This is a genomic window from Hymenobacter pini (assembly GCF_020421205.1).
Classification (GTDB): domain Bacteria; phylum Bacteroidota; class Bacteroidia; order Cytophagales; family Hymenobacteraceae; genus Hymenobacter; species Hymenobacter pini.
Window position 1 is genome coordinate 960,295 of the sequence record NZ_JAIZZH010000001.1, and the last position, 26,506, is coordinate 986,800.

Consider the following 26,506-nt stretch of genomic DNA (forward strand, 5'->3'; position numbering starts at 1 on the left):
AAAAGAGAAGGAGTCGTTTCATCACACTTACCGCAACACGGTATTATCAAACGTCAACGCCACGTAGTACAGGCCCCCGATGGTAGGGCCGGCGGCGTACTGGTAGTAGCGGTTGTTGAAGAGGTTGGCGCCGCCGGCTTTGATGGTGGTTTTGAGGGCGGGCACGCGCACGTTCACCTGAGCATCCACGGTTTGGTAGGCGGGCACGCGGCCGTTGGCCAGGGGGCTTTCCCAGAAGAAGGTGCTCTGGTGACGCCACACCACGTTGAAGCCCACGTTGCGCACAATTTCGCGGTTGCCGAAGCTCACGTTGGTGACCCAGTGCGGGGTGTTGAAGCCCGTCACGAAGATGTCGGGGGCGTTGTTGGCCGACAGGGCGTTGTAGTTCACGTTGCCGCCCAGGGTGTACTTCTGATAGAAGTTGTAGGTGACGCCCAGCGTGGAGCCGTAGCTGCGGTAGTTGTTGCGGGCGTTGGTGTACACCCGGTACCGGTCCTGGCGGGCGGCGCGGTTGCTGTTGAGGGCAGCCAGCACGGCATCGTCGGAGCCTACCTGCACCTGCTGGCCGGCGGCGTTTTTGGGCACGCTCACCTCCACCTGGCCCAGGAAGCCGGAGTAGATATTCACGTAGGCGTCGGCGTCGATGGAGAGGCGGTTATCCAGCAGCACGCTGCGGTAGCCCACCTCGTAAGCGTTAATCTGCTCGGGCTGCTCGGTGGGCAGGTTGCCGACTTGCAGCACGCCCCGAATTTCGGGGCGCAGGGCGGCCTGACTGGCGGTGGTGCCAGCGTTGGCGGCCACGTAGGCATTCACGGCGGCGTTGAACTTGGAAATAGACGCCAGCGTGTAGGAGTTGTCGAGGTAGTTCAGCCCCTCGTTCACCCGAGCTAGCCCGCCCACCCGGCGCACGTTGCCGTTGTTCACGAATGACAGCGCCTCAAACAGTGACGGGAAGCGCCAGCCGTTCTGGTACGAAGCCCGGAAGTTGTGCAGGCCGCCGGCCGTGTATACGGCCGCCACCCGCGGGTTCAGCTTGGGGTTGAACTCGGGGTTGTAATCCAGGCGCAGCGAGGCGGTGAGCTTTAGGCGGTCCTGCAGCAGGCGCTTGGTGGCCTGCCCGAAGCCCCCGATTTTCTTGTAATACTGGTTCTGGCCGCCGGGCTGGGTGCGCTCGGTGAGCGGGCGGCTGAAATCCACGAAGTTGTTGCCGTCCGGAATTACCTCGTAGAGGCGGGCATCGGCCCCCAGCAGCACATCGGCAAATTTCACCCGCGGGCCCAGGTTCCAGATGGCGTCGGAGTGATAGGTGCGGCTGCGCTGGGTGAGGGCGGCCCCGCCCGGGATGGGCGCGCCGGGCACGTTCACGCCGCTGTCCCAGTTGTTGGTTTTCACAATCTGCGCTTTCAAAGCATCAAACTCGGGCGTACCGGGCTGGGCGCGGCCGGCGTCGGCAGCTACTCGGGCTAGGCGCATGGCGTCGGCCAAGGTGGCACCTGCTCCCAACTGATTCTGCAGCTCGGCCTTGAACTTGTTGCTCCACACGGCGTTGGAGCCGTTTTGCAGGTCCAGGTTCAGGGCCAGGGGGTTGAGGTTGTAGGAGTTGCCGGTGTTTTCGACCAGCATGTAGGCCCGGGCCGTGAAGTTCTCGCCCTTCAGCTCCACCTTGTGGTTCTGCACCGTCACGCCGTCGAGCTGAATCTTATTGCCGCGCTGAAACACGCCGTCCATCAGCCCGAACCGGTAGCCGTAGCTCAGTTCCAGCTTGTCGGTGAGCTTGTAGTGCAGGCTGGCATCGGCCTTGATGTTGCGCACGATGGGGTTGGTGAGGTCCCGCTCATAGTAACCCGTGCGGCGCACGTTGAAGGTTTCGTTGCGGCCGTTGTAGGGGATGGTGATGCTCACGTTGCCGGCGTTGTCGTCGCCGTAGCGGTTCCAGAGGTCGGCGGCGGGGTTGTTGGCCCCGCTCAGCTCCGGAAAGCGCGGGTTGGCCGAGGCTAGGTTCTGCGGGTTCTGGTCGTTCTGGGTGTTGGCAAGCCAGTCGGTGCCGCGCAGGAAGCTGCCGTTCACCTTGTAGGCCCAGCGGCCCGAAGCGCCCAGGCTCTGGGCCCAGCGCACGGCCGTTTCCGTCAGCACGCTCGGGTCCCGATCTTTGCCGTCCACGTGGTTTACGCCTACCTTCTGGTACACGCTCAGTCCCTGGTAGTTGAAGGGGCTTTTGGTGGTGAGGTTAGCCATGCCGTTGATGGCGTTCATGCCGTAGAGGGCCGAGGCCGCGCCGGGTGTAATTTCCACCGAAGCCACATCCAGCTCGGTGGGCCCGATGGCGTTGCCCAGCGGCACGCCCAACGTGGCCGCCTGCATGTCCACCCCGTCCACCAGTTGCATAAAGCGGAAGTTGTTGGGGATGTTGAAGCCGCGGGTGTTGGGCACTTTGAAGGTGAGCGAGGCCGTGGTCATCTGCACGCCCTTCACATTTTCCAGGGCGTCGTAGAAGCTGGGGGCCGGCGTTTCCTTGATGGCCCGGATGTCGAGCTTTTCAATGGCCACCGGCGAGGTCAGCCGGCTTTCCTCCACCCGCGACGCCGACACCACCACCTCGTTCATCGACACGGCCTTCGACTCCAGCTGCACGCTGATGGGCTGGCTGCCGCTGGCAATTTCCAGCTCCCGCGACTCGTAGCCCAGCGTGTTGAACACCAGCGTAAACGGGAACCGAAGCTTGGCTTTCAGCGCAAACTGGCCGTTGCCGTCGCTGAGCGTGCCGGTGGTGCCACCCTTCACAATAACGCTCACGCCCGGCAGCGGCTCGCCGGTAGTTTTTTCGCGCACGGTGCCGCTCACCGAAATGAGGGCCTCCTGGGCGTGCAGGCCAGTGGCGCTGGCTGCAACCAGCGCCGGTACTAGGAAGGAAGAGGAAAGAAGATGTTTCATCAAGGGTTGAGCAAGAGAAGAAAGGACCCGGGACGGGGCAGACGGCAGGCCGGCGCAGCCCCCGCGCCCGGGGCACAGCGGCCGTTACCGGCTACAACATCGTCTTGGAAAAACGGCGGGCATGGGTTGTTCTGGCGGTTTGCCTCACCCCCCGGCCCCCTCTCCAGGGGGAGAGGGGGAGCCACGGCGGGCTGGGAGGTAGTAGAAACGCGACACTTCGCGTCTCATCGTTGCTGAGGTTGTCTTGACTGGTTCAGTATCAGTCGTTCTGGCGGGAGACGCGAAGTGTCGCGTCTCTACACTGTTCGTCCGTTTGTTCAGTACCGGCTGTTCTGGTGGGAGACGCAAGATGTTGCGTCTCTACACCGTTCAAATCGTCAGGCTCCCCCTCTCCCCCTGGAGAGGGGGCCGGGGGGTGAGGCACCTAATACACATCCTCCAAAAACCGGCGCGACTTCTTGAGCTGGCGCAGGTACTCGGCGGCGTAGTCGGCGTCGTGGCCGCTTTCCTGCTGAATGATCTGGCGCAAGGCCTGCTGCACGTCATGGGCCATGCGGGATTTGTCGCCGCACACGTAGAAGTAGGCGCCGTTTTCGAGCTGCTCGTACACGCGGCGGCTCTGTTCTAGCAGGCGGTGCTGCACGTAGAGCTTCTGGGCCTGGTCGCGGGAGAAGGCCACGTCGAGGCGGTCGAGGGTGCCGCGCTTGAGGTGCTGCTGCCACTCGGTCTGGTACAGGAAGTCGGTGGTGAAGTGGGGGTTGCCGAACAGCAGCCAGTTACGGCCGGTGGCGCCGGTTTCGGCCCGCTCCTCCACGAAGGCCCGGAAGGGCGCTACCCCGGTGCCGGGGCCCACCATGATGATGTCGGTGGCGGCATCCTGCGGCAGCTTGAAATACTCGTTGCGGTCCACCCACACCCGGGCCGTGTCGCCGATGCTGAGGTGGTCGGCCTGGTAGCCGGAGCAGGCCCCGTGCTTGGCGCGGCCGTGGGTTTCGTAGCGCACGGCCCCCACGGTCAGGTGCACTTCCTCGGGGTGGGCCAGCAATGAGGAGGCAATGGAGTAGGCCCGGGCCGGCAACGGCCGCAGCACCGCCGCCAGCTGCTGCCCCGACAGCTCCACCGGAAACTCGGTGAGCAAATCGGCCACGTCGCGGCCGTAGAGGTAGGTGCCCAGCCCAGCCGTATCGGCCAGAATTTCGCGGAGGCGCGGGTGCTGCGGGGCCACGGCGGCGTAGCGCTCCAGCACGTCGCGGGTAATAACCGACAGCTCCAGCCGCTCGGTCAGGGCGGTTGTCAGGTCCAACTCGTCGGCTTCGAGGCGCACCGGGGCGGCTTCGGAGAGGCGGGCAGCCTGCAGCACCTCCTGCACCAGCGCGGGGCGGTTGCGGGGCTGCACCATCAGGGCGTCGCCGGGCTCGTAGGTCAGGCCCGAGTCAGCCAAAGAAAACTCCAAATGGTAGGTTTCCTTGGTGGAGCCCCGGCCGTTGAGCTGAATCTTTTCCAGCAGTTCCGCCTCAAAGGGGTTGCGGGCGTTGTACTCCACGGCGGCGGGCAGCGGAGCCACTTCCGGCGCGTAGCCCGCACCCATTACCGCCACTACCGGCGCGGCCACGGCGGCACCAGCCGTTACGGGGGCCGGAGCGGGCTGCAGCTCGGCAATGCGGCTGAGCACCTGCTCGGCCCACTGGCGGGTTTCGTCCTCGAAGGTTACGTCGCAATCCAGCCGCTCCACGAGGCGGCGGCCTCCCAGCTCGGCCAGGCGTTGGTCGAACTCGAAGCCGGTCTGGCAGAACTGCAGGTAGCTTTTGTCGCCCAGGGCCAGCACTGCGTACTGGAGGTCGGGCAGCTTGGGGGCGCGGCTGCTGAGCAGGAACTGGTGCAGCTCCTCGGCCGCAATGGGCGGGTCGCCTTCCCCCTGGGTGCTCACCACCACCAGCAGCAACTGCTCGGTTTTGAGGTCCTTAGTGGGGTAGTCGTTCATGTCGCGCACCTGCGGCTGCAGGCCCCGGCGGCGGGCCGCCTCGGCCACTAGGCCGGCGGCTTTCTTGCTGTTACCCGTCTGAGAGCCGAACAGGATGGTGAGCCGACTAGCCGCGGCTGCTTCCGCCACCGCCGGAGCCACGGCCGCAACGGGGGCCACGGCCGTGGCCCCAGCGCGGCCGTACAAGTAGCCGCTCAGCCACACCAGCTGTTGGGAGGTGAGGCCCGCCGTCAGCTGCTGCAGTGCCTGGTCGTCGAGGCCAATGGGAAGCGTGGGGGAAGCTGAAAGAAGAGACATAGGAGGTTGTGGTTGGGAGGGCGTTAGGCTACCGCTGCGTATAGTTCCGGTAGCAGCGCCAGCTTCTCCGGGGTGGCCAGGCGGGTTACTTCACCGATGATGATGATGGCCGGAGCACCGATTTCGGCGGCAGCGGTGCGGGCGGGCAGCTCGGCAACCGGGCCGGTTACCAAGCGGGCGTGGGGTAGGGTGCCGTTCTGGATGATGGCGGCCGGGGTGTCGGCGTGGCCCTGCTCGCAGAAGGCCTGCACAATGCGCGGCAGCTCGCCCAGGCCCATCAGAATGACGGTGGTGCCGCGGGCGTCGCGGGCGGCTTCCCGGATGCTGCCGGCCAGTTCGCCGGTGGCGGTGGTAGCCGTAATTACCCGGAATCCTTCGCTCAGGCCCCGGTGCGTGACGGGAATACCCGCGGCCCCGGCCGCGGCCACCGCGCTGCTGATGCCGGGCACATAGTCCGTGAGCAGGCCGTGGGCTTCAGCGTAGAGCATTTCCTCCCGGCCGCGCCCGAACACGAACGGGTCGCCGCCTTTGAGGCGCACCACGTGGCCGTAGCGGCGGGCATAGTCCACAATTAGGGCGTTGATGTCGTCCTGGGAGTGGCTGCGCATGCCGCGCCGCTTGCCCACGGGTACCAGCACAGCCTCGGGGCGGGCGTGCCCAAGCAGGGCGCGGTTGGCCAGCGCGTCGTACAAAATCACATCGGCTTCCGACAGCACCCGCGCCCCTTTGAGCGTGAGCAACTCCGGGTCGCCGGGGCCAGCACCCAGTACCGTAAGGCGGGGCGTTTGCATCGGTGAATTAGAGAATGAGTGATTGAGTGAATTGCCGATCATACTGAGCTTGCCGAAGCATCTCTACCGCTTTGCTTGGGCGGTTCAGTAGCCCAGGGTTTAAACCCTGGGCTATGGAGCGGTTATCGGTGCTGCCATCTGATTAGCCAGAGGTGGAGATGCTTCGGCAAGCTCAGCATGACGTTCGTCAGCAGCCTAAATTGAAAAGGCTACCGGAGGCGCTACCGGCGCGGTGAAGTACTCGGAGTTGGCGGCTTCTACCAGGCCGGCGGCCAGGGTGTCGCCGGTCAGCTCGTCTACCAGGATGAAGGAGCCGGTGGTGCGGTTGTCGGTGTAGTTGTCCACGGCCAGGGGCAGGGCGGTTTTGAGGCGCACCCGCACGATGTCGTTCAGCTGGGCCTGCTCGGTGTGCACCCGGGCGAAGGTCTGCACGTTCACCTTGTAGAGAATGGCCGACACGGCCGCTTTCGAGAGGGCCGAGTGGTGCTGCACCAACAGCTTGCGGCCGGGCCACAGGGGCTGCTCGCTCATCCAGCACAGGGTGGCTTCCAGCTCGCGGGTGAGGGCCGGCTCCTCGGGGCCTGCAGGCACCAGGGCGTCGCCGCGGCTCACGTCCACGTCGTCGCGCAGCCGGATTACCACGGCCTGCGGGGCCGCGGCCGTTTCCACTTCCTGCTGATTTACCTCAATGGCTTCGATTTCCGATTCCAGGCCCGAGGGCAGCACCCGCACGCGCTGGCCGCGGCGGTACTGGCCGCTCAGAATCTGGCCGGCGTAGCCGCGGTAGTCGGGCAGCTCGGGCGTCTGGGGCCGAATCACGTACTGCACCTGGAAGCGGGGCGCGGCCTCGGTTTCCTGGGCGCCGGGCACGCTTTCCAGGTGCTGGAGCAGACTGGGGCCGGTGTACCAGGGCAGGTGCTGAGAAGGCCGCACCACGTTGTCGCCCTGCAAGGCGCTCAGCGGAATGGCCGTGGCGGCGGGCAGGTGGAAGTGGTTGGTCAGCTCGGCGTAGTCGGTGGCAATGCGGGCAAACACGGCCTCGTCGTAGTTTACCAGGTCCATCTTGTTCACGGCCAGCACAAAGTGCCGGATGCCCAGCAGCGCGGCAATGAGGGTGTGGCGGCGGGTCTGCTCAATCACGCCCTGGCGGGCATCCACCAGCACAATGGCCAGGTCAGCGTTGCTGGCGCCCGTCACCATGTTGCGGGTGTACTGCACGTGGCCGGGTGCATCGGTGATGATGAACTTGCGGCGGGGCGTGGTGAAGTACTTGTAAGCCACGTCGATGGTGATGCCCTGTTCCCGCTCGGCGCGCAGGCCGTCGGTCAGCAAAGCCAGGTCCACGGTGCCATTAGAAGCCTGCCGCTTCTCCAGCGCCGCCAGCACGTCCAGCGACACCGATTCGGAGTCGTACAGCAGCCGCCCAATCAGGGTGCTCTTGCCGTCGTCCACGCTCCCGCAGGTGATAAATCGAAGTAAGTCCATGATCTTAGTGCTTAGTTGTTAGTGCTTGGTGCTTAGTTTGTTTGGGTGGTTGTTGGCACTTAGTGGGTAGGTTCTTGATGAACCCTTTGTCCGTCACTAAGCACTACCAACCAGGCACTAAGCACTAGAAATACCCGTTCCGTTTGCGGTCCTCCATGCCGGCTTCGGAGATGTTGTCGTCGAGGCGGGTGGCGCCCCGCTCGCTCACTTTGGCCAGCAGCAGGTCCTGAATGATGTCTTCCACGGTGCGGGCATCGCTTTCCACGGCGGCGGTGCAGGTGGAGTCGCCCACGGTGCGGAAGCGCACCTGCCGGGTCACGATTTCGTCTTCTTCATCCAGCTGCAGGTGCTCGGTGAGGCCCAGCAGCTGGCCCGAGGGCAGCACCACGCAGGTGCGCTCGTGGCCGAAGTAGATGTCGGGCAGCGGAATGTTTTCGCGCTGGATGTAGCGCCACACGTCCAGCTCCGTCCAGTTGGAAATGGGGAATACGCGCATGTTTTCGCCCTTCTGGATGCGGCCGTTGTAGATGTTCCAGAGTTCGGGGCGCTGGCGCTTGGGGTCCCACTGGCCAAACTCGTCGCGCACCGAGAAGACGCGTTCCTTGGCCCGGGCCTTCTCCTCGTCGCGGCGGGCCCCGCCAATGCAGGCGTCGAACTCAAACTCCTCGATTACCTCCAGCAGCGTGTAGGTCTGCAGCGGGTTGCGGCTGGGATACTTGCCACCCGGCTCGCGCAGGCGCTGCCGCTTGATGGTGTCTTCCACCTTGCGCACCACCAGCTTTTCGCCGAGTTGGTTAGCCAGCTGGTCGCGGTAGGCCAGCACCTCGGGGAAGTTGTGGCCGGTATCCACGTGCACCAGCGGGAAGGGGAAGCGGCCGGGGCGGAAAGCCTTTTCGGCCAGGCGCGTAAGCACAATGGAATCCTTGCCGCCCGAGAACAGCAGGGCCGGCCGCTCAAACTGCCCCGCCACCTCCCGCAGGATGTGGATGGCTTCGGCTTCCAGCCGGTCGAGGTAATCGAAAGAGGTACTCATATTTGTCTGGATTTTAGCTTTTAATCTGTCATCCTGAGCTTGCGAAGGACCTTATCTCGTTTGCACGATGGTCGTTCAGGGTTTTTAGCCCGCAGAGGACGCAGAGGATTTCGCAGAGGGCGCAGAGGTTGTTTTTGCCTCGTGCTATCCGGCTGGTACCGGCTCCACCACCGGGTCGGGGCCGTCGTGGGGGGCGGTGGCGTGCAGGCCGCACTCCTTGGCCGAAAGGTCTTCCCACCACCAGCGGCCGGCCCGGAAATCCTCGCCGGGCCTGATGGCGCGGGTGCAGGGGGCGCAGCCGATGCTCACGAAGCCCTGCTGGTGCAAGGGGTTAACCGGAATGCCCTCCTGCTGCACGAAGGCCAGCGCCTGCTCCCAGGTCCAGTCGAACAGCGGGTGGATTTTCACGAGCTGGTGCGCCGCGTCCCACTCCACGGGGTCCATCGTCTGCCGGTTCTGAGATTGTTCGGCCCGGATGCCGGTGACCCAGGCCCCGCGGCCGGCCAGAGCCCGGTTTAGGGGCTCCACCTTGCGGATGTGGCAGCATTCCTTGCGGTTGTCTACGCTCTCGTAGAACGAGTTAGGGCCTTTCTGCAGAAGCAAGTTTTCCAGGTCCTCGCGCTGAGGGGCGTACACCGCAATGGGTTTCTGGTACCGGATCAGCGTCTTGTTCCAAGTGGAATAAGTTTCCTGGAAGTTGCGGCCGGTATCGAGGGTGAATACCTCAATGGGCAGGTCGTGGGCGAAAATCAGGTGGCTGATAATCTGGTCTTCCAGCCCGAACGAGGTGGAAAAAACGGCCTGACTGGGGAAGGTGTCGGCTACCAGACGCAGCCGCTCCAGGGCGGAGGCGGCCACTACGAGAGGGCGCAGGCGGTCCAGCTGGGCGTGGACGGCCGGCGCAGCATCAGCTGCAGGCATGGCAGGAAGAGGGGGAGGAGGAAGCGGCCCGCCTGGGGCGCGGCATTCCGGCCGGAAGATGGTTCCACAGCAGGTGCCCGGCCGCACGCAGACGGCAGCCAGAAGGCAACAGGCGGAACAGGAATACACGGGGGCGCTACTCCGACGCGGCACCCGCTAGGGCGTTAGTCGGCCGAAATCAGCACCCGAACCAGCAAAAGGGAAGTGGTTCGTGCCTACTTACAACAACAGGGCATCACCATCATCGCACAACAGCCATGCTGTACAGCACAGGAGGTAGCGGATGCGGCGGCGAAGTTGAAGAAGCGGTTCACGGTTCGTTGTTTTTATATGGTCAGGACTTGGCACCGTTTCGGATTTTCCGCTGGTTGCCGGCGCTTCAGGGAGCCTGTCTCTCCACGCCTCTGTATAAAAACAATCCTTTGTGGGTAAAAGAATTGGTGCCCCAAAGGTACGGGACGAAATTTTACACTTGCAAATTTTTCTTTTTCAGAACGCTCGGGTTAGGAAGCAGAACAGTAGTCAGGAGAGGGGTGAGGCATAAAAAAACGTCATCCTGAGCTTGCGAAGGACCTTATCACGTCGGCGCAATTCGTTGCAACGTGGTAAGGTCCTTCGCAAGCTCAGGATGACAGGAGGGTGGAAAACGCTACAGCCCCAGCCGTTTTCTCATGTTCTGCAGCAGCGCCGTGGCCTCCGGGGCGGTGCCCGTCACCAGCACGAGGCCGCCGTACACGGCCGTGAGCACCGCGGAGCGCAGCAGCATGGTGAGGAAGGGCGAGCCGACGGCCGGCACCAGCCAGGCAGCCCCGCCGGCCACGGCCGCAATGCCCAGAATCAAGGGAATACGCCAGGTGAAGGGCTGCATCCGGAAGCTGTGCCACACAAACCACGTACGGGCCAGGTTGATGCTCACCTGCGCCGCCACCGCCGCCACCGCCGCCCCCACCATACCCAGCCGGGGGATGAGCACGAGGTTCAGCCCGATGGTGAGCAAGGAAAGCGAAACGTTGAAGATTAAATCAAACCGGTAGCGGGGCGAGGTAACCAGCAGTAGCCCGTTCACGCCCGTTACGCCATCGAACAGCCGGCTGCCCAGCAACAGCAGTACCACCAGGGTGCCCTGGGCGTAGTCGGCGCGCATGAGGGAGTAGATGAAGTCCAGATTCAGGCCGATGCCCAGGGCCAGGAAGCAGCCGATGAGGGTGTTGAGGCGGGTGGTGCGGCGGTAGAACTCAGCCATGCCCGTCAGGTTCTGCTCCTTCCAGTAATCGGCCAGCAGGGGGAAGGCAATTTTGTTGAGCGAGCGGGCCGGAATGGCCAGCGCCGTGCTGATGTTGAAGGCAATCTGGTAGATGCCGGCGGCGGCCAGATTCACTTGCGCACCCACCATCAGGGTATCGAGGTACATGATAATGGAGCCAGCCAGGGAGCTGAGCAGCGTAAACGCGCCCACGCCCAGCAGCTCGCGCACCGGCCGCACCGCCAGTACCGCCCGCCGGGGCCGCCAGTGCAGCTCACCAATGCGCATGAGGTAGCCCGTGAGCAGCAGCACCAGCACCCCGTTCACGCTCACATACCACAGCACGTAGCCGTGAAATGTGAGCCACTTGCCCGCAAACAGCAGGGCCCCGGCCAGAATCAGCACCCGCAACAGCACATCCTGCAGAAACGAGGAATACGCCGTGTGGTACAGGCCCTTCAGGTAGGCATCGAGCAGGGAGTAGAGCAGGGTAAACAGCGCAAACACCGCCCCCCACAGGTAGTAAGTATTCAGCAGGGTGGCATCCTGCTCATAGAACCCCAGGATGGTAGGCCGGCCCAGCAGATACAGCCCCAGCACCACCGCAAATCCCAGCAGCGGCACGCCCACCAGAAACGGCAGGAACCCGTGGTGCCCGTTCTCCCGGTTGCGGAAGTAGGGGAAAAATCGAATGCCCACGCTGGCAAACCCCAGCGCCGCAACCTGCGCAAACAGCGTAGCTAGGCTCGACAACGTGCCCGTGAGCCCCAGCTGCTGCGGTGCCAGAAACCGGGGCAGCACCAGCGTGGTGCTCACAAACCCCAGAATTAGCCCCACATACGAAATAACCGTGTTGCGCAGCCCCTGCCGCTGAACGATGCCCAAAAGGTGAAATGGTGAAAGGTGAAATAGTGAGATGGTGAAATAGTGAACTGGTGAGTTTCCTCTTTAAGTCGCGCATGCTGAGCAGAAAACTCACCAGTTCACTACTTCACCATCTCACTTACTATATCCGAGCCATTGACGAAGGCCACGTTGCGGCTGCGAAGGTACTCCATGAGTGCGCGGAACTCGCTCGGGCCGTTGCAGTGGTTAGCCGGGTCGAAGTTTTCGTTGTGCCAAAGCACCGTACACACGCCCCCAAACCGCTCAATCTCCTGAAACATGGGCGTGAGGGCCGGCAGAATTTCCTCCGGAGCCAGCTGCAGATATTTCGGGTGGTGCAGGGTGGCGTCCATCACATTGAGCGGGATTTCGAGGAAATCAGCTGCTTCGCCTAGTTGGAAATTAAATAAGTTAAATGGTAGACAGTAGGAATTACGGAAACCGTAGTGCTCGGCAAAGCCTAGCGTAGAATCGTAACCATTGGTTAGATTATCCACCAGATCTGGTGTCACACGCGGCTCCCATTGCAAGTAGTGGAAGCGCAGTCCCCAACCTGCGGAGTCGAATGAAACTACTTCATCATACAACCTATCGGGGTCAAGCGAAGTGCCTAAACTGCCGTGAAGCGCTACTTCTGCGCCGTGCTGTTTCAGAGTGGCTATGACTGGCAAGATTTGCTTTACTTGATAATCCGCATTGGGCGTGCCGTTGGGGGCCTTGCGGTGCTCGGGAAGGAAGAAGAATGTGCTTTTGGCGCCATACTCGGCTACGGTTTTCTGCACCTCAATTAGGTTGTCCCAGGCGTCTTTCTGGGTGAAGTGCTGCCAGTAGCGGCGGGCGAAATCCAGCCAGTCGCGGCGCTGCAGGGCGGCTTTGGCGGGGGCTTTCCAGGCGCTGTAGAGGTTGTCGATGTCGTGGGTGATAAAGGCGGCCCAGGCGCGGCCATCGGCCCAGCGGCGGGGGCGCAGGGGCTGGCCGCCGGCGTGTTCCACGGCCGCCCGCAACACCTCGAAGTAGTGGTTCACCACCGGCACCGTTACAAAGCCGTAGCGCTGCTGCACGCTGGCCGCGTAGGGGAAGCGCCCATGCTGGTCCCGCTCGTCGGAGTAGAACTCCTGCCAGCCGCTGAGCAGGTAGAAGGCCGCCGAGACCACATCGGCCTGCACCCGGACCCGGCCGTTGGGCAGCAGCTCCAGCAGCGGCCGGGCGGGTTGGTCGTCGAAGAAAAACGGGAGCTGCCGGCCCTGCCACTCCCGCCACACTGGCGGGGCCGGATAGGGGGCCGTACCCGCAAAAAAACCGTGCTCCACGGCGGCTACCTCCACCTGTGGCTGCGTACCGGCATACCCAATACTGACCGTTGGGACGGTATCATACGCCTGCCAGAAGTGCTGGAGCACGTAGTGAAGTCGGCTTTCAGCAGTAGTTGCGGGTACAGAAGGCAGCGGCGGTAACATACCGCAAGGTACTACGCAGAACAGCTCTGCGTCCTCTGCGCAACCCTCCGCGTCCTCTGCGGGCTAAATTCTTCTATCTTATTGCCCGTTAGTCTGCAGCCACTCATCCAGTAGCCGCACAGCCCGTTGCTGACTGTGGCCTTCATCGGGCGTGCCGAGGGTGGCGTTGTAGTAGGCGGCGCGGCGGTAAAGGTCCAGCGGCTTGTGCTGCCGGTAGCGGCGCAGCCAGGCGCCCAGCTCCGGCAGCGCATCGGCCCGCTCGATGAGGTTTTGGGCCACGAATCCGTAGTAATCATCGGCCACGCCCTGGTTGCCGAAGCGCACGTACACGCTGGCTAGGTTGAGCAGCACGGCTTCCAGGTGGGTACTGGTATCGGCGGCAATCAGGGCGTCGTGCTCCCCGAGGAACTCAAATACGTTCTGCTGCCGCGCATCCGAGAACCGTAACCCGGGGTGGCGCTGCTGCAGAAACGTGAAGTCGCGCGGGTCGCCGGGATGGGGGCGCAAGGTGAAGGTGAGGTCGGGAAATTCGGTGAACAGGTACTCGAGCGTACCAGCCAGAACCGGCAGGTCATCAAGGGTGTTGCAGGCCAGTGCTACCCGGCGCACCTGCGGCTCCTGGTTTCGGCGGGTCAGGAAGGCATCAGCTTTGGGCATGCCTACCAGCTCCGTGCGGCCGCGCACGGTGCCGCAGAGGCGGTACTTATCGAGGGCATCCTGACCTTCCAGCAGACTTAGGTCGAACCCCAGCGGCGGGAAGCTGGTGCTCACGCTGGCGTGCTGGATGTAGGCCGTGGGGATGCCTTCGGCCTGGCAGGCTAGCAGCAGGGCGCGGGCGTCGTCGTTGTGGTCGTTGGCAAACACCACGGCCCGGGGCCGGTAGTGGCGCAGGGCCCGCCGGTACACCTCGTAGTAGCCGATAGCGTTGAAAATGAGGTCGAAGAACCGCCAGGCCCGCTCGCCCTCGGTGCGCCGCAACGCGCGGTACACGGCCGGCAGCTGCCCGTAGTACAGCAGCTTGCGCCGCAGCGAAAGACGGTTTACCTGCCGGTTGTAGCGGCCAATCTGCTTGCTCTGGCCGGCCACCAGCACGGCATCGGGCCGGGCCTCGCGCAGGAAGTGTAAGGCGTCGTAGTTGTTCTGGCTCACCACGTACAGCCACACTTTGCCCCGCAGCTCCTCCGGGTTGCGCACCTTCCGGAACACGTTGCCCACCAGCCGCACCACTGCGTAGACCGCCACCTTCAGCAGCCGCTTCCAGGGGCTGCGGGGCGAAATGGACTCCAGGGTGTGCGCCGGCAGGGAGGCAAACAGGTCGGTAAACCGCAGCTGCAGGATGTCGCGCAGGCGGGTGGCCTCACCCCCCCGGCCCCCCTCTCCGGGAGAGAGGGAGGAGCCTGACGGACTCGGGAGAGGGGGATGGGACATGGTTGACACGTGAGAGAACGGCAGGGAATGTGACGGGATGTGAAAATGTGCCGAATGTGGAAGGGTATACTGCCAGTGAGGCAGCTTGTGAAAATTCAGGCACTGCTGGTAGAGGCTTCACGCTTCACATTCAGCCATATTCTGCACATTCCACCACATTTCTATTACAGCGCGTCCCAGGTGAGGGGGGTACCGGCTTTGAGAAGCTGGCGGGCGGGCTTGCCCAGTAGCTGGTCGTAGTAGCGGGGGGGCAGACCGTCGCCGGGGCGCACTACGCGCAGGTTGTCTTTGGTGAAGACCTCGCCGGGGGCAATATCCTGGGCTACGTAGAGGCTGCGCTTGTAGAGGCGGCTTTTCTCCTCGGCCCGCTGCACGCCGTACTGCACCTGGCCCAGCGCCTGCCAGGCCCGCTCGGTTTCGGTTACCAGCTGGGTCACTTCCTCGGGCTCCAGCGAGAAGGCGGAGTCCACGCCGCCGTCGGCGCGGCGCAGGGTTACGTGCTTTTCTACCACGCAGGCCCCTAGGGCCACGGCGGCCACGGCTGCGCCCACGCCCATGGTGTGGTCGGAGAGGCCCACCAGCGCGTCAGGGAACAGTTGCTGGAAGTGGGGCAGGGTGCGCAGGTTGGTGTTGATGGGCGTAGCGGGGTAGGTGCTAGTACACTTCAGCAGCACCAGCTCGCGGCAGCCGGCTTCGCGCAGCACCTGCACGGCTTCGGCCACCTCGGCCAGCTGACTGGCCCCGGTGCTCATAATCACGGGTTTGCCGGTGGCGGCTACACGGCGCAGCAGCGGCCAGTCGGTATTCTCGAAGGAGGCAATCTTGTAGGCCGGCACGTCGAGGGTTTCAAGGAAATCCACGGCGGTTTCGTCGAAGGGCGAGCTGAAAGCCAGCATCCCGTGCTGCCGGGCCCGGTCGAACAGGGGCTTGTGCCACTCCCAGGGCGTATGGGCCTCCTGGTACAGCTCGTGCAGCTCCCGGCCAAACCAGAGCGAGTTGGGGTCGTCGATGCGGTAGGCCCCGGGCAGGGTCATGGTATCGGCGGTGTAGGTCTGGAGCTTGATGGCGTGGGCGCCGGCGGCAGCCATGGCATCCACAATGGCCAGGCCCCGGTTGAGGTCCTGGTTGTGGTTGCCGCTGAGCTCGGCAATGATGAGCGGGGGCTGGTCGGGGCCAACGAGGCGGGAACCGAAGGAAATGGTCATGCCGCAAAAATACGAAGCCGGCCGCAGCTACAGGTACAAATCGGGGTCGGTGGGGGAGAGGGAGGCCGGTTCCGGGGCCGCCAGGCCCAACTGCTGCACGTTCAGGGTAAGCGCCAGCTGCTGCTCAAACTGCCTGATGCGGTTAATCATGCGGGCCGTTACCCAGGCCGCCAGCGCATCAAACAGCAGCGCCGCGGCCGTAAACTGCAACGAGGTACGAATGGCTTCCAGCGTCATCATGCTGGATGCGGCCGACACCACGATGCCCAGCACAGTCCGAAACAGAAACAGCGCCCACCATATCCGCACCAGCGCGTGGCTGGTAACGTAGCCGAAAGCCCGGTACTGGGTTGAACGCCAGATTTCCCGGATAATGCGGTAGGGCTGGTAGAGGCTCAGAACGGGAACAAACCAACCAATAACCACTTGGCTATGCGGATACGTGGTATCGACGCCCACGGCCGCCAAGTTGGCGTACGCCCGCCGCGACCAGCTAATAAAGCTCACGATACTGGTCAGCAGCAGCCCGGAATTGATGACGATACCCGCCTGATTCGCCCAGCCAAAGGCCAGCAGCGGCCCGGTAGTCAGGTCATCAGGCCCAATGTTTTTCAGCTGGAAGGAATATACGAAGTTGAACAGCGCGTACGACAGTGAAAACAGGCTGACTGCTAAGAATACAGTATGGGCTGTCTGCCCCCGGCGCTCATTGTTGCGTAGCATGTGATAGTAGAATACAGAACTGTTTATAGAGGCTCGGGTTAGTGCGGAACTGCCCTTCTGAGCGCAACGAAATACCTTGCCACACCATACTAAGGTGTTCCAGGGTAATTTAGAAATCAGTAGACAACCACGAAAAAGTAACCGAGTCGGGTGCTGCGGCTACGTCTGCCGTCACCGTAAAGCCGGCCCGCTCAAAGGCTTTTACCGATGCCGTATTTACGCGCTGCACGTGGCCCAGCACCCGGCGCACCTGCGGGAAGTGCTCCAGCACCCGGCGCGTACCGGCCAGCAGCAGCAGCGGGGCCAGCCCGCGTCCCCGGAAGCCCGCATCGAGCAGGTAGCTGAGGGTGGCATCTTCTCCGCTCACGGCAAACCGGATGAGGCCGGCCGGGCGGCCGGTGGCGGCATCCTGGGCCAGCAGCAGCAACGCGTGAGGGTCCTGGAGGCGGGCGGCCAGCCACTGCTCGTGGTTGGGGCGGGCTACGGGGTTGGGGTTGAAGGAGAACTGCCGCACGGTGGGCTCGTTGGTCCAGGCCAGGAGCTGGTCGGAGTCGGCGGGCTGTACGGGGCGCAGGTAGAAGGGTGGCTGGGGCAGCAGCAGGGCCCGCAGCTCCTGCCGCAGCCGCACCGGGGCCAGCCCATCGAACACCCTGCGCTGGGCCTGCTGCAGGGCCACGGCGAGGCGGGCGGCTTCGGGCGAAGTGAGGATGTTGGCGGCCGACGCGTAGGGACGGGCCAGCCCCGCGCCGCGCAGGTAGTGGTCGATATCGTGCTGGTTGTCGGCGGTGGGCAGCAGCAGCAGCAGGCCGCCCCCCGCGGCGCAGTACTCGTAGCTGACGGTGCTGGCCGAGCACGCGGCCGCGCCGCACTGGCGCATGAGGGCGGCCAGCTCGGGGGCCGGCAGGTTGCGGTGCAGGGTCAGGCGGGGCTGCTCCAAGGCCCACGTCTGCAGACTTTCCCAGCCCACGTAGGCGCTGCCCACCACCACGTGCACGCGCCGTACGGCCGGCAACGTCAGCAGCTCGGCGGCCACGCGCTGGGTCTGGTGGGTAGGGTCGGCCCCGCCCAGGCACACCAGCACGGTGGTAGGGTCGGGTGGGGTGGCGGCGGGGGGCGCGGTGCGGAAGGCGGTGCGCAACGGCGCGGTGGCCGGCCCGCTGAGCAGGCGCGCGCCGGGCTGGCGCATCTCATACTGCCGCAGGGTGAGGCCTCCGGCGGGGTTCAGCACCAGGTCGGCGGCCAGGGGGTAGGCGTGCAGGTCGTCGAGGTACACCAGGCGGGCCAGCTTGCCGCGCACGGTGTTCTGGTAGTCGTAGCGAAAGTCGTAGCCATCGAGCACCAGCACGTCGGTGGGGCGCAGCAGGTGACGCACCAGGTAAGCGGCTTCCTCGGCCAGCGGCTGGGCGGGCAGGGCCTGCACCGTGAGGCCGGCCGCGCCCAACTGCTCCGCCAAAGCCGCATCCGGCTCCCGAATCAGAAACAGCTGCTCCGGAAAATCGGGCCGCAGAATTTCGGCCAGCGCCAGCAGCCGCATCACGTGGCCCAGCCCGATGCGGGAGTTGCCATCAGCCCGAAAAAGCAAGCGCGCCATGTGGGGAAGTTATGAATGATGAGTTATGAGTGATGAATTGGGCCGTTGTGAATTGGTAGAACGTCATGCTGAGCCTGCCGAAGCATCTCTACCGCTTCGTGGCAATACCAACCCAACGAAGCGGTAGAGATTCTTCGACAAGCTCAGCATGACTGTTTACTCATCAGAGGCTTCAGGTTGCTACAGCTTCTTCTGCTCGATGTGGGCGTTGAGGGCTACCAGCTCCGGGTGGGCGTCCAGCAGGGCAATCAGCTGGTCAGCGGATAGCGCGTCGGCGTGGTGCTTATTAATCAGCTGTTTAATCAGTTCGAAATCCTCAGGGGTATCTACCGTGAGGCGGTAGTCGCTGCGGCCAGGCTCCCGGCGGATGTGGGCAAACTCTACCCGGCCCGAGCGGTTCTGGTGGATGTAGGGCGTCACGTGCTCCCGGTCGGAGGCCGTGGTGGCGTGCTGGTAGGCTTCATTCAGCAGCTCCCTGGAAAACACCTCGAAATCAAACCCCCGCGGGTAGGTGCGCTCCAGCACGTTGGAAAGGTACAGACGCGGATTGTCGGCGGCCAGGTACTGTTGCACGGCCTCGCCCACCAGCGTGCCGTCTAGCAGGGGGCAGTCGGAGGTGACGCGCACGATTACGTCCAGCTCGTGAGCGGTGGCGCACTGGTGGTAGCGGGCCAGCACGTCGTCCTCGGGGCCCCGGGTGCAGGGCAGCTGGTGAGTGGCGGCGTATTCGGCCAGCGGGTCGTCGGTGGGCCGGTCGGTAATAGCCAGGTACAAGGGTTGCCCGGCCGCCCGCAGCCGCTGCACGTGGTACTCCAGCAGCGGCCGGCCCGCCACCGGGCGCAGCACTTTCCCCGGCAGCCGGGTGCTGGTCATTCGAGCCTGAGAAATAATACCGACGCGTTGCAAGGGGTAGGTGGTTGGGTGGTTAGGTGGTTGGGTGGTTGGGTGGTTGGGTGGTTAGGTGGGTGGGTGGTTAGGTGGTTAGGTTGTTAGGTGGGTGGATAGGTGGTTAGGTGGTTGGGTGGGTAGGTAGTTGGGCCTATGATAGGATTACTTAACCACCCAACCACCTATCCACCTATCCACCCACCTAACAACCTAACCACCCAACCACCCAACTACCTATCCACCCACCACTTCCCGGATGCAGTCGATTACGTACTGCTGCTCCTCGTCGGTGAGGCTGGGGAAGAGGGGGATGCTCAGGCAGTGGGCGTAGTAGACTTCGGCCCGCGGGAAGTCGCCGGGTTGCCAGCCCAGGCCCTGGTAGTAGGGCATGGTGTGCACCGGAATGTAGTGCACCTGGGCAAAAATCTGCCGCTCGCGCAGGGCGTCGTAGAGGCCTTTGCGGTCGGGCACCTGAATCACGTAGAGGTGGTAGGCGTGGCCCGGGGCCCCGGCCAGCGGCGTCACCTGGGGCATTTCGGCAAAAGCCGCGTCGTAGCGGGCGGCCAGCTGGCGGCGGCGCAGCAGGCCCTCGTCGGCGCGGCGCAGCTGACTGATGCCCAGAGCGCAGAGCATGTCGGGCATGCGGTAGTTATAGCCCAGCTCCTGCATCTCCATGTACCAGCCGCCGTCGTTGCGGGTCATCTGAGCGGGGTCTTTGGTGATACCGTGGGTGCGCAGGCGCAGCAGGTGCTCGTAGAGGTCGGGCCGGTTGGTGGTAATCATGCCGCCCTCGCCGGTGGCAATGTGCTTTACCGGGTGGAAGCTGAAGATGGCCAGATCGGCAAACTGGCCGTTACCGCAGCGCTGCTCCTGGCCGTGGGAGTCGGTGAAAAAACCACCCGGGGCGTGGCAGCTGTCCTCAATCATCCAGAGGCCAAACTCGTCGCAGAGCTGACGGGCGGCTTCCAGGTTCACGGGCAGGCCGGCAAAATCCACCGGAATCAGGCCGTGAAAGTGCCCTTTGGGGTGGCTTTCCAGCAGCCGGCGCACGGCCTGCAAATCCATAAGCGCCGTGGCGGGGTCGATGTCCACGAAATGCACCTCGCCGCCGCAGTACCGCACACAGTTGGCCGAGGCCGAAAAGGTGATGGGGGTGGTGATGACGCGCTGGCCCGGCTGCACGCCCAATGCCAGGGCGCACAGGTGCAGGGCCGCCGTGCCGTTGGCCACGGCCACGGCGTAGCGCGCCCCCACGTAAGCGGCAAACTGCTGCTCAAACTCCGCCACCTTGGGCCCCTGCGTCAGGTAATCCGAGTACAGGGTTTCCGTCACGGCCTGCACGTCCTCGGGGGTGATGTGCTGGCGGCCGTAGGCAATGGGGCGGGTGGGCTGGAACGAAGAAGTGCTCATACGGGGTCAAAAGTAAGCGCGGGCCCGGGAATTGTCATGCTGAGCCGCCGACTCAACTGCGGGTTGGCAGTCGGGCCGCTACGTGGGCCCCAAAAACACGACGGCCGCCCGGTAGGGCAGCCGTCGTGCTTCTGAAAAATAGTTGGAGCCTTACGCGGCAAATTCCGGGTCCACGTGCTGGCGGATTTCCTCACGGATCTGCTCGGCATCCAGCCACTCGGTGTTGTTGCTGGAGTCGTAGTGGAAACCGGGCTCCACGCGGCGGCCGCCGAAGTGGCGGATGAAGTCGTCCACGTCCCAGCGCGGGGTGAAGGGCAGAATCACGTAGTATTTAGCCAGCTCCACCGTGCTCAGGGCGTCGGTTTCGGTAATCATTTCCTCGTGCAGCTTCTCGCCCGGCCGGATGCCCACAATTTCCTGGCGGCAGTCGGGACCGATGGCTTTGGCCACCTCGGTAATTACGTAGCTCGGAATCTTGGGCACGAAGATTTCGCCGCCCCAGCTGTGCTCCAGCGCGTACAGCACCAGGTCCACGCCCTGCTCCAGCGAGATGTGGAAGCGCGTCATGTCGGGGTGGGTGATGGGCAGCACGCCGGTTTCGCGGCGCTGCAGGAAAAACGGCACCACCGAGCCGCGGGAGCCGATTACGTTGCCGTAGCGCACCACCGAGAAGCGCAAATCCCGGCTGCCTTTCATGTTGTTGGCGGCCACAAACAGCTTGTCGGAGCAGAGCTTGGTAGCGCCGTAGAGGTTGATGGGGGCCGCGGCCTTATCGGTGCTCAGGGCCACCACGTCCTTCACGCCGCAGTCGAGGGCGGCGTTAATCACGTTTTCGGCCCCGAAGATGTTGGTTTTGATGCACTCCATCGGGTTGTACTCGGCGGCGGGCACCTGCTTGAGGGCGGCGGCGTGCACAATGATGTCGATGCCCTCGCAGGCCCGTTTCAGCCGCTCGCCGTCGCGCACGTCGCCGATGAAGTAGCGGATGGCCGGGTACTGGCTGTGCGGAAACTGCTGCGACATTTCGTACTGCTTCAGCTCGTCGCGCGAGTAAACTACCAGCCGTTTTACGTTCGGAAACAGCTCAAAAACCGTCTGCACGAACTTTTTGCCGAACGAGCCGGTGCCGCCGGTTACCAGGATGGATTTGTTGTTGAGGTCGAGGGCCATGCTACAGGAACAGGGCCGGCCACCAGGCCGGCCGGGGTAAGGAGGGCAAAAGTAGGCATTCCGGCCGGAGCTTGCGTAGTTTTGTGCCCATGACGGCAAGTCTGCTTACTGTCATGCTGAGCGAAGTCGAAGCATCTCTACCGCTTCGTGGCAGCAGTATCCCAACGAAGCGGTAGAGATGCTTCGACTTCGCTCAGCATGACGCCCGATATTTCTTCTGCCGATTTCGTTTTCCCCCAGCCCATCAAACTCGTCATCTGGGACCTGGACGACACGTTCTGGCGGGGTACGCTCTCAGAGGGGGACGTGGAGGAGGTAGCGGAAAACCTGGCCCTGGTGCGCGACACGGCCGCCCGCGGCCTCATTCACACCATTGTTAGCAAGAACGACCTGGCCCCGGTGGAAGCCCGCCTCACCGAGCTGGGCGTGCGGGACCTGTTCGTGTTTCTGCGGGTGAGCTGGCAGCCGAAAGGCCCCATCATCAAACAACTGCTGGAAGACATGCAGCTGCGGGCTCCCAACGCCCTGTTTCTTGACGATAACCCCATCAACCGGGCCGAGGCCCTGCACTACAACCCGGAGCTACAGGTGGCCGACCCCATCGACCTGCCCCAGCTGGCCCCCGCGCTGCGTACCCAGGGCAAGCCCGACCCCACCTACTCCCGCCTGGAGCAGTACCGCCTGCTGGAGCGCCAGCAGCAGGCCCGCGCCGACTATCAGGGCGACAACCTGGCGTTCCTGCGCGACGCCCAGGTGCGGGTAGAGCTACGTGAGGGCAAAGACGCCGTGTGGCCTGATTTCAACCGCATCGAGGAGTTGATTAACCGCTCCAATCAGCTGAACTACACCAAAAAGCGCGTGGTGTACCAGGAACTGGAAGCCAGGCTGGAGGCCACGCGCCTGCGCTGGGGCACCGTGCGCGTGCGGGACCGGTTCGGCGACTACGGCCTGGTAGGCGTGTACGCCCTGAATACCTTTACCAACGAGCTGGAGCAGTTCACCTTCAGCTGCCGCATCCTGCACCTGGGCGTGGAGCAGTGGACCTACGCCCACCTCGGCTTCCCGAAGCTACAGGTACAGGGCGACGTGGCTACCGAGCTGAACCAGACCGAAATTCCTGACTGGATTGAGCTGGAAAGCCCCGCCGAGGCGGCAACGAAAGCGGCCGCGTCGCCCCCAGACCCCACCAAGCGCCTGCGCATCCTGCTCAAGGGCGGCTGCGACCTGGGCCAGCTCACGCCCTACCTGCAAACCTACCAGGTGGAGGTAGTGGAGGATTTTAATTATGTGAACGACAACCAGGTGCCGGTGCACACCGAGCACACCGAGCTGCTGCGCCTGAGCCGCACGCTGCCGCCTGAGGAGCAGCAGCGACTGGCCGCTAGTCTGCCGTTTCTGGATGCCGAAGCCTTCCGGCCCCGCCTTTGGCAGCCCGGCTACGACGCCGTGGTGTACAGCCCGCTGATGGATTACACCCAGGACCTGTACCGGGAAAACGCCACCGGCCTGCTCATTCCCTTCGGCGGCTACCACGACCTGACGCAGACCGACCCCGCCGAGCAGGCCCGGCGCTACGCCCAGCGTAAGTTTCGGGGGATGGATGAAGCCTTCCTGCGCCGCTTCCGGCAGGAGTACACCTACGCCGGCCCGCTCACGCCTGCCCGTTTCCAGGAAAATCTGGCGTGGCTGCGTGAGCAGCTGCCCGCCACCGTGCCGCTCCTGCTGCTCACCGGGGCCGAGGTGGAGGTGCTCGACTCAGCGGAAGTGGGGGCCGTGCAGCGCCACCAGCAGATGAACGCCGCTCTGCTCGATTTCGCCGCCCGCACCCCCAACGTGGAGGTGGTGGATGTGCGCGCCATCGTGCGCACCCGCGCCGACGTGACCAATAATCTGCGCCACTACCAGCGCCCCCTTTACAAAGCCCTGGCCGACAAGTTGGCCGCCAAACTGGCCCGCCACCAGGGGCAGGAGCTGAAACGCTCCGCTATGGGCCAAGTACGCGCTGCGCTGCTGGATGCCCTGCCCAAGCCCGTGCGCAAAGTCTGGGACCGGCTGACACAGTAGCGCGCAGCTCCGCTCCGCGCACGAGCCGCAGGCGAGTTCTCCCGCGAATGGTGTAGTGATGGATACTCGCTTCGCTCGTGCCCGCCACCGGCCGCAGCCGCTACTTCCGTCGAATCAGCTGCACCAGCTGCTCGGTGAGGCCGCGGCGGGAGTAGCGGCTGCGGCCGGTGGCGGGCACCGGGATGGTGGGATTCAGCTGCCAGGCGGCTACCAGCTCATCCAGATAGGTGCGCATGGCGGTGCGGTCCTCGTACTCGACGCTGCGGCCGGCCTGGCAGCTTTCCAATACTTGGTCGGCATCGGAGCCGGCGGGGCCGATACAGAGAATGGGGCGGCCGGCGGCGAGGTACTCGAACACCTTGCCCGGCAGGATACCCCGGTTGTGGGCCACGTCGGGGATGCCCAGCAGCAGGGCGGTGCAGCGCTGCATGTATACCACCGCCTCGTCGTGCGGCACAAACTCCACCAGCTCGGTACGCACCGTGAGGCCCGCCGCCGCCAGCTGCTGCTCGATGTCCTTGGCTACCCGCCCCACGAAGCGCAGGCGCAGCGGCACCTGCGGGTGCCGGGCGGCGCAGGCGGCTACTTCCTCAAAAAATGGCCCCACGTGGTACTGCCCCGTGATGGTGCCCACGTACGTCAGCAGCAGGGTATCGGCCGGGGCGGCTTCCGGGTGCTGAAAATCCGCTTCGTCGTAGCCATTGGGCAGCACGGCAAACTTGCTGGCGGGCAGCTGGGGAACCTTGCCTTGCAGCAGCCGGCCGGTGTCGGGGCTGGTGGTGATGACCACGTCGGCGGCCTGCAGCACTTGCTGCTCGTAGCGCGCATCGAGCCAGCGGGCCACGGCGGTGCGCATCAGCGTCTGGGTGTAGTAAATGTCGGTCCACGGGTCGCGCAAATCGGCCAGCCAGTGCCAGCCGTAGCGCCGCTTTAGCTCCAGCCCGATCAGCTGGGTGGAGTGGGGTGGGGAAGAGGTCAGCACGGCGTCGAACTGCTCGCCGGCGGCTACCAGCGCGGCCACCTGCCGCAGCGCAAACCGGTTCCAGCCCCGGCGCGGGTCGGGCAGAAACACGTTGCCGCGCACGAAGCGGGCCACCCGCTGCGCCACCGACACCCGGCCCTCGTTGGCAAACCCACCGTGCGGAATGGGCCGGTTGGTGAGTTTCTGGTAGGCCCCGAACGGCTCGCGGGTGCCCGTGCGCAGCACCCGTACGCCGGGCGGCACGTCGGCGGCCAGCGAGTGGTCCAGCACGGGGTAGGCGGCCTGGGCGGGGTCTACGGTAAGTACGGTGGGCTCGACGCCCAGCGCCGGCAAGTGCTTCACCCACTTGAGGCAACGCTGCACCCCGGCCCCGCCCGAGGGCGGCCAGTAGTAGGTAATCACCAGCAAACGAAGCGGACGCACAGCAGGCTCGGGCACGGGCAGCAAAGGCAATAGTGAAGCCGCGAAGGTACGCACCCGCGGCCTTTCGGGGTTTTCTGGTTACTTTTGGAGGCTGAACCCGGTTTCCCGCGCCATTGTAGTGCCGCTGCCCTCTGGGCCCGTTTCGCGGGGCAGTAGGCCGCAACCGGAACCAGCTCTTCATCATCCATAGCCGTACATCATCCGATGTTTGATAACCTCAGTACCAAGCTCGACCGGGCGTTTAAAACCCTGAAAGGTCAGGGCTCCATCACCGAAATCAACGTGGCTTCCACGGTTAAGGAAATCCGCCGCGCCCTGGTGGATGCCGACGTGAACTATAAGGTAGCCAAGGAAGTAACCGATAAAATCAAGGATGAGGCCATGGGCCGCGACGTGCTCATCAGCGTGTCGCCGGGCCAGTTGATGACCAAAATCGTGTACGATGAGCTGACCCAGCTCATGGGCGGCGAAAAGCAGGACATCGTCATCAAAGGCGAGCCGGCCGTGGTGCTGCTGTCGGGTTTGCAGGGTTCGGGTAAAACCACCTTCGCCGGTAAGCTGGCCAACCACATCAAAAAGCAGGGCCGCAACGTGTTGCTGGTGGCCTGCGACGTGTATCGTCCCGCTGCTATCGACCAGCTGAAGGTGCTGGGTGAGCAGGTTGACGTGGAAGTGTACTCGGAGCCAGAAAACAAGAATCCGGTACAGATTTCGCAGAACGCCATTGAGTACGCCCGCAAAAACAACAAGAAAGTCGTCATCATCGACACCGCCGGCCGCTTGGCCGTGGACGAGCAGATGATGGCCGAAATTGAGCAGGTGAAGCGGGCCATCAACCCCTCGGAAACCCTGTTCGTGGTGGACTCCATGACCGGTCAGGACGCCGTAAACACGGCCAAGACCTTCAATGACCGCCTGAACTTTGACGGCGTGGTGCTCACCAAACTCGATGGTGACTCCCGTGGTGGTGCGGCCCTTAGCATCCGGGCCGTAGTGGAGAAACCCATCAAGTTTATCTCCACCGGGGAGAAGATGGAGGCCCTCGACCTGTTCTACCCTGACCGCATGGCCCAGCGTATCCTGGGCATGGGCGACGTGATTTCGCTGGTAGAGCGCGCCCAGCAGCAGTTCGACGAGGAGGAGGCCAAGCGCATCAACCAGAAGATCCGCAAAAACCAGTTCAACTTCGACGACTTCCTCTCCCAGCTGGAGCAGATCAAGAAGATGGGCAACCTGAAGGATCTGGTGGGCATGATTCCCGGCATGGGCAAAGCCCTAAAGGACGTGGAAATCGACGACGACGCCTTCAAGCCGATTGAGGCCATCATCAAGAGCATGACCCCGCAGGAACGCGCCCAGCCCGAGCTGCTGAACGGCTCGCGCCGCCGCCGCCTCGCCAAAGGCTCCGGCACCGACATTCAGCAGGTGAACAACCTGATGAAGCAGTTCGAGGACATGCGCAAAGTGATGCGCACCATGAACAAAATGAGCCAGACCAAAGGCGGCATGCAGCAAATGGCCCGTATGATGGGCATGAAAGGCCCCATACGCTAACCCCGGATTTCGGCTAATCCTAAATAAAACCGCGCCCGGTGGCT

At 63.9% G+C, this 26,506-nt stretch carries 18 protein-coding genes and 1 riboswitch; of the genes, 2 read left to right on the plus strand and 16 right to left on the minus strand.

Features of this window, described 5'->3' with window-relative positions:
- Nucleotides 1-27 precede the first annotated feature (27 nt).
- The 15 genes from LF252_RS04065 to pseB form a co-directional block, all read right to left on the minus strand.
- Nucleotides 28-2,931: a TonB-dependent receptor gene (locus LF252_RS04065; protein ID WP_226267867.1), complete on the minus strand. Its 2,904-nt coding sequence runs from the start codon at nucleotides 2,929-2,931 to the stop codon at nucleotides 28-30.
- A gap of 424 nt (nucleotides 2,932-3,355) precedes the next feature.
- Nucleotides 3,356-5,209: an assimilatory sulfite reductase (NADPH) flavoprotein subunit gene (locus LF252_RS04070; RefSeq protein WP_226267869.1), complete on the minus strand. Its 1,854-nt coding sequence runs from the start codon at nucleotides 5,207-5,209 to the stop codon at nucleotides 3,356-3,358.
- Between the two features lie 23 nt (nucleotides 5,210-5,232).
- Nucleotides 5,233-6,000, minus strand: a complete 768-nt coding sequence (gene cobA, locus LF252_RS04075; protein WP_226267870.1) for a uroporphyrinogen-III C-methyltransferase — start codon at nucleotides 5,998-6,000, stop codon at nucleotides 5,233-5,235.
- Nucleotides 6,001-6,195: 195 nt separating this feature from the next.
- Nucleotides 6,196-7,485 (minus strand): sulfate adenylyltransferase subunit 1, encoded by a 1,290-nt coding sequence (locus LF252_RS04080; protein WP_226267872.1) that lies wholly within the window; start codon nucleotides 7,483-7,485, stop codon nucleotides 6,196-6,198.
- A 124-nt stretch (nucleotides 7,486-7,609) separates the two neighbouring features.
- A complete protein-coding gene (gene cysD, locus LF252_RS04085; protein ID WP_226267874.1) occupies nucleotides 7,610-8,518 on the minus strand; it encodes a sulfate adenylyltransferase subunit CysD in 909 nt (302 codons plus the stop codon).
- A gap of 144 nt (nucleotides 8,519-8,662) precedes the next feature.
- Entirely contained in the window at nucleotides 8,663-9,439 is a 777-nt protein-coding gene (locus LF252_RS04090; RefSeq protein ID WP_226267876.1) for a phosphoadenylyl-sulfate reductase, read from the minus strand.
- Nucleotides 9,440-9,762: 323 nt separating this feature from the next.
- Nucleotides 9,763-9,854: riboswitch (SAM riboswitch) on the minus strand.
- 234 nt (nucleotides 9,855-10,088) lie between these two features.
- The gene (locus LF252_RS04095) at nucleotides 10,089-11,567 is read right to left on the minus strand and encodes a lipopolysaccharide biosynthesis protein (RefSeq protein WP_226267878.1); all 1,479 of its coding nucleotides are present in this window, start codon (nucleotides 11,565-11,567) and stop codon (nucleotides 10,089-10,091) included.
- Between the two features lie 101 nt (nucleotides 11,568-11,668).
- Nucleotides 11,669-12,967, minus strand: coding sequence for a DUF7033 domain-containing protein (locus LF252_RS04100; protein WP_226267880.1), 1,299 nt, complete (start codon nucleotides 12,965-12,967; stop codon nucleotides 11,669-11,671).
- 135 nt (nucleotides 12,968-13,102) lie between these two features.
- Nucleotides 13,103-14,452, minus strand: coding sequence for a hypothetical protein (locus LF252_RS04105; protein ID WP_226267882.1), 1,350 nt, complete (start codon nucleotides 14,450-14,452; stop codon nucleotides 13,103-13,105).
- Between the two features lie 164 nt (nucleotides 14,453-14,616).
- Nucleotides 14,617-15,657, minus strand: a complete 1,041-nt coding sequence (gene pseI, locus LF252_RS04110; protein ID WP_226267884.1) for a pseudaminic acid synthase — start codon at nucleotides 15,655-15,657, stop codon at nucleotides 14,617-14,619.
- Between the two features lie 27 nt (nucleotides 15,658-15,684).
- The gene (locus LF252_RS04115) at nucleotides 15,685-16,380 is read right to left on the minus strand and encodes a DUF4328 domain-containing protein (RefSeq protein ID WP_226267886.1); all 696 of its coding nucleotides are present in this window, start codon (nucleotides 16,378-16,380) and stop codon (nucleotides 15,685-15,687) included.
- Nucleotides 16,381-16,489: 109 nt separating this feature from the next.
- A complete protein-coding gene (pseG, locus tag LF252_RS04120; protein ID WP_226267888.1) occupies nucleotides 16,490-17,971 on the minus strand; it encodes a UDP-2,4-diacetamido-2,4,6-trideoxy-beta-L-altropyranose hydrolase in 1,482 nt (493 codons plus the stop codon).
- A 180-nt stretch (nucleotides 17,972-18,151) separates the two neighbouring features.
- Nucleotides 18,152-18,877, minus strand: a complete 726-nt coding sequence (locus tag LF252_RS04125; protein WP_262904836.1) for a glycosyltransferase family protein — start codon at nucleotides 18,875-18,877, stop codon at nucleotides 18,152-18,154.
- A gap of 216 nt (nucleotides 18,878-19,093) precedes the next feature.
- Complete coding sequence (gene pseC, locus LF252_RS04130; RefSeq protein ID WP_226267892.1) at nucleotides 19,094-20,269, minus strand: UDP-4-amino-4,6-dideoxy-N-acetyl-beta-L-altrosamine transaminase; 1,176 nt, start codon at nucleotides 20,267-20,269, stop codon at nucleotides 19,094-19,096.
- A 150-nt stretch (nucleotides 20,270-20,419) separates the two neighbouring features.
- Nucleotides 20,420-21,439: a UDP-N-acetylglucosamine 4,6-dehydratase (inverting) gene (gene pseB / locus LF252_RS04135; RefSeq protein ID WP_226267894.1), complete on the minus strand. Its 1,020-nt coding sequence runs from the start codon at nucleotides 21,437-21,439 to the stop codon at nucleotides 20,420-20,422.
- A 198-nt stretch (nucleotides 21,440-21,637) separates the two neighbouring features.
- Between pseB and LF252_RS04140 the strand changes: the two genes are divergently transcribed.
- On the plus strand, nucleotides 21,638-23,503 hold the full coding sequence (locus LF252_RS04140) for a hypothetical protein (RefSeq protein WP_226267897.1): 1,866 nt from the start codon (nucleotides 21,638-21,640) through the stop codon (nucleotides 23,501-23,503).
- A 100-nt stretch (nucleotides 23,504-23,603) separates the two neighbouring features.
- Here LF252_RS04140 and LF252_RS04145 read toward each other — a convergent pair whose 3' ends face one another.
- Nucleotides 23,604-24,923, minus strand: a complete 1,320-nt coding sequence (locus LF252_RS04145) for a glycosyltransferase family 4 protein (protein WP_226267905.1) — start codon at nucleotides 24,921-24,923, stop codon at nucleotides 23,604-23,606.
- Between the two features lie 189 nt (nucleotides 24,924-25,112).
- Between LF252_RS04145 and ffh the strand changes: the two genes are divergently transcribed.
- Nucleotides 25,113-26,462, plus strand: a complete 1,350-nt coding sequence (gene ffh, locus LF252_RS04150) for a signal recognition particle protein (RefSeq protein ID WP_226267908.1) — start codon at nucleotides 25,113-25,115, stop codon at nucleotides 26,460-26,462.
- Nucleotides 26,463-26,506: the final 44 nt, after the last annotated feature.

Excerpts from the sequence above, each read along its gene's own strand:
- pseB (WP_226267894.1), bottom strand. The coding sequence starts at position 21,439 with ATGGCCCTCGACCTCAACAACAAATCCATCCTGGTAACCGGCGGCACC.
- LF252_RS04090 (WP_226267876.1), bottom strand. The coding sequence starts at position 9,439 with ATGCCTGCAGCTGATGCTGCGCCGGCCGTCCACGCCCAGCTGGACCGC.
- cobA (WP_226267870.1), bottom strand. The coding sequence starts at position 6,000 with ATGCAAACGCCCCGCCTTACGGTACTGGGTGCTGGCCCCGGCGACCCG.
- cysD (WP_226267874.1), bottom strand. The coding sequence starts at position 8,518 with ATGAGTACCTCTTTCGATTACCTCGACCGGCTGGAAGCCGAAGCCATC.
- pseI (WP_226267884.1), bottom strand. The coding sequence starts at position 15,657 with ATGACCATTTCCTTCGGTTCCCGCCTCGTTGGCCCCGACCAGCCCCCG.
- pseC (WP_226267892.1), bottom strand. The coding sequence starts at position 20,269 with ATGAGCACTTCTTCGTTCCAGCCCACCCGCCCCATTGCCTACGGCCGC.
- LF252_RS04105 (WP_226267882.1), bottom strand. The coding sequence starts at position 14,452 with ATGTCCCATCCCCCTCTCCCGAGTCCGTCAGGCTCCTCCCTCTCTCCC.
- LF252_RS04115 (WP_226267886.1), bottom strand. The coding sequence starts at position 16,380 with ATGCTACGCAACAATGAGCGCCGGGGGCAGACAGCCCATACTGTATTC.
- LF252_RS04070 (WP_226267869.1), bottom strand. The coding sequence starts at position 5,209 with ATGTCTCTTCTTTCAGCTTCCCCCACGCTTCCCATTGGCCTCGACGAC.
- pseG (WP_226267888.1), bottom strand. The coding sequence starts at position 17,971 with ATGGCGCGCTTGCTTTTTCGGGCTGATGGCAACTCCCGCATCGGGCTG.
- LF252_RS04140 (WP_226267897.1), top strand. The coding sequence starts at position 21,638 with ATGACGCCCGATATTTCTTCTGCCGATTTCGTTTTCCCCCAGCCCATC.
- LF252_RS04080 (WP_226267872.1), bottom strand. The coding sequence starts at position 7,485 with ATGGACTTACTTCGATTTATCACCTGCGGGAGCGTGGACGACGGCAAG.
- LF252_RS04065 (WP_226267867.1), bottom strand. The coding sequence starts at position 2,931 with ATGAAACATCTTCTTTCCTCTTCCTTCCTAGTACCGGCGCTGGTTGCA.
- ffh (WP_226267908.1), top strand. The coding sequence starts at position 25,113 with ATGTTTGATAACCTCAGTACCAAGCTCGACCGGGCGTTTAAAACCCTG.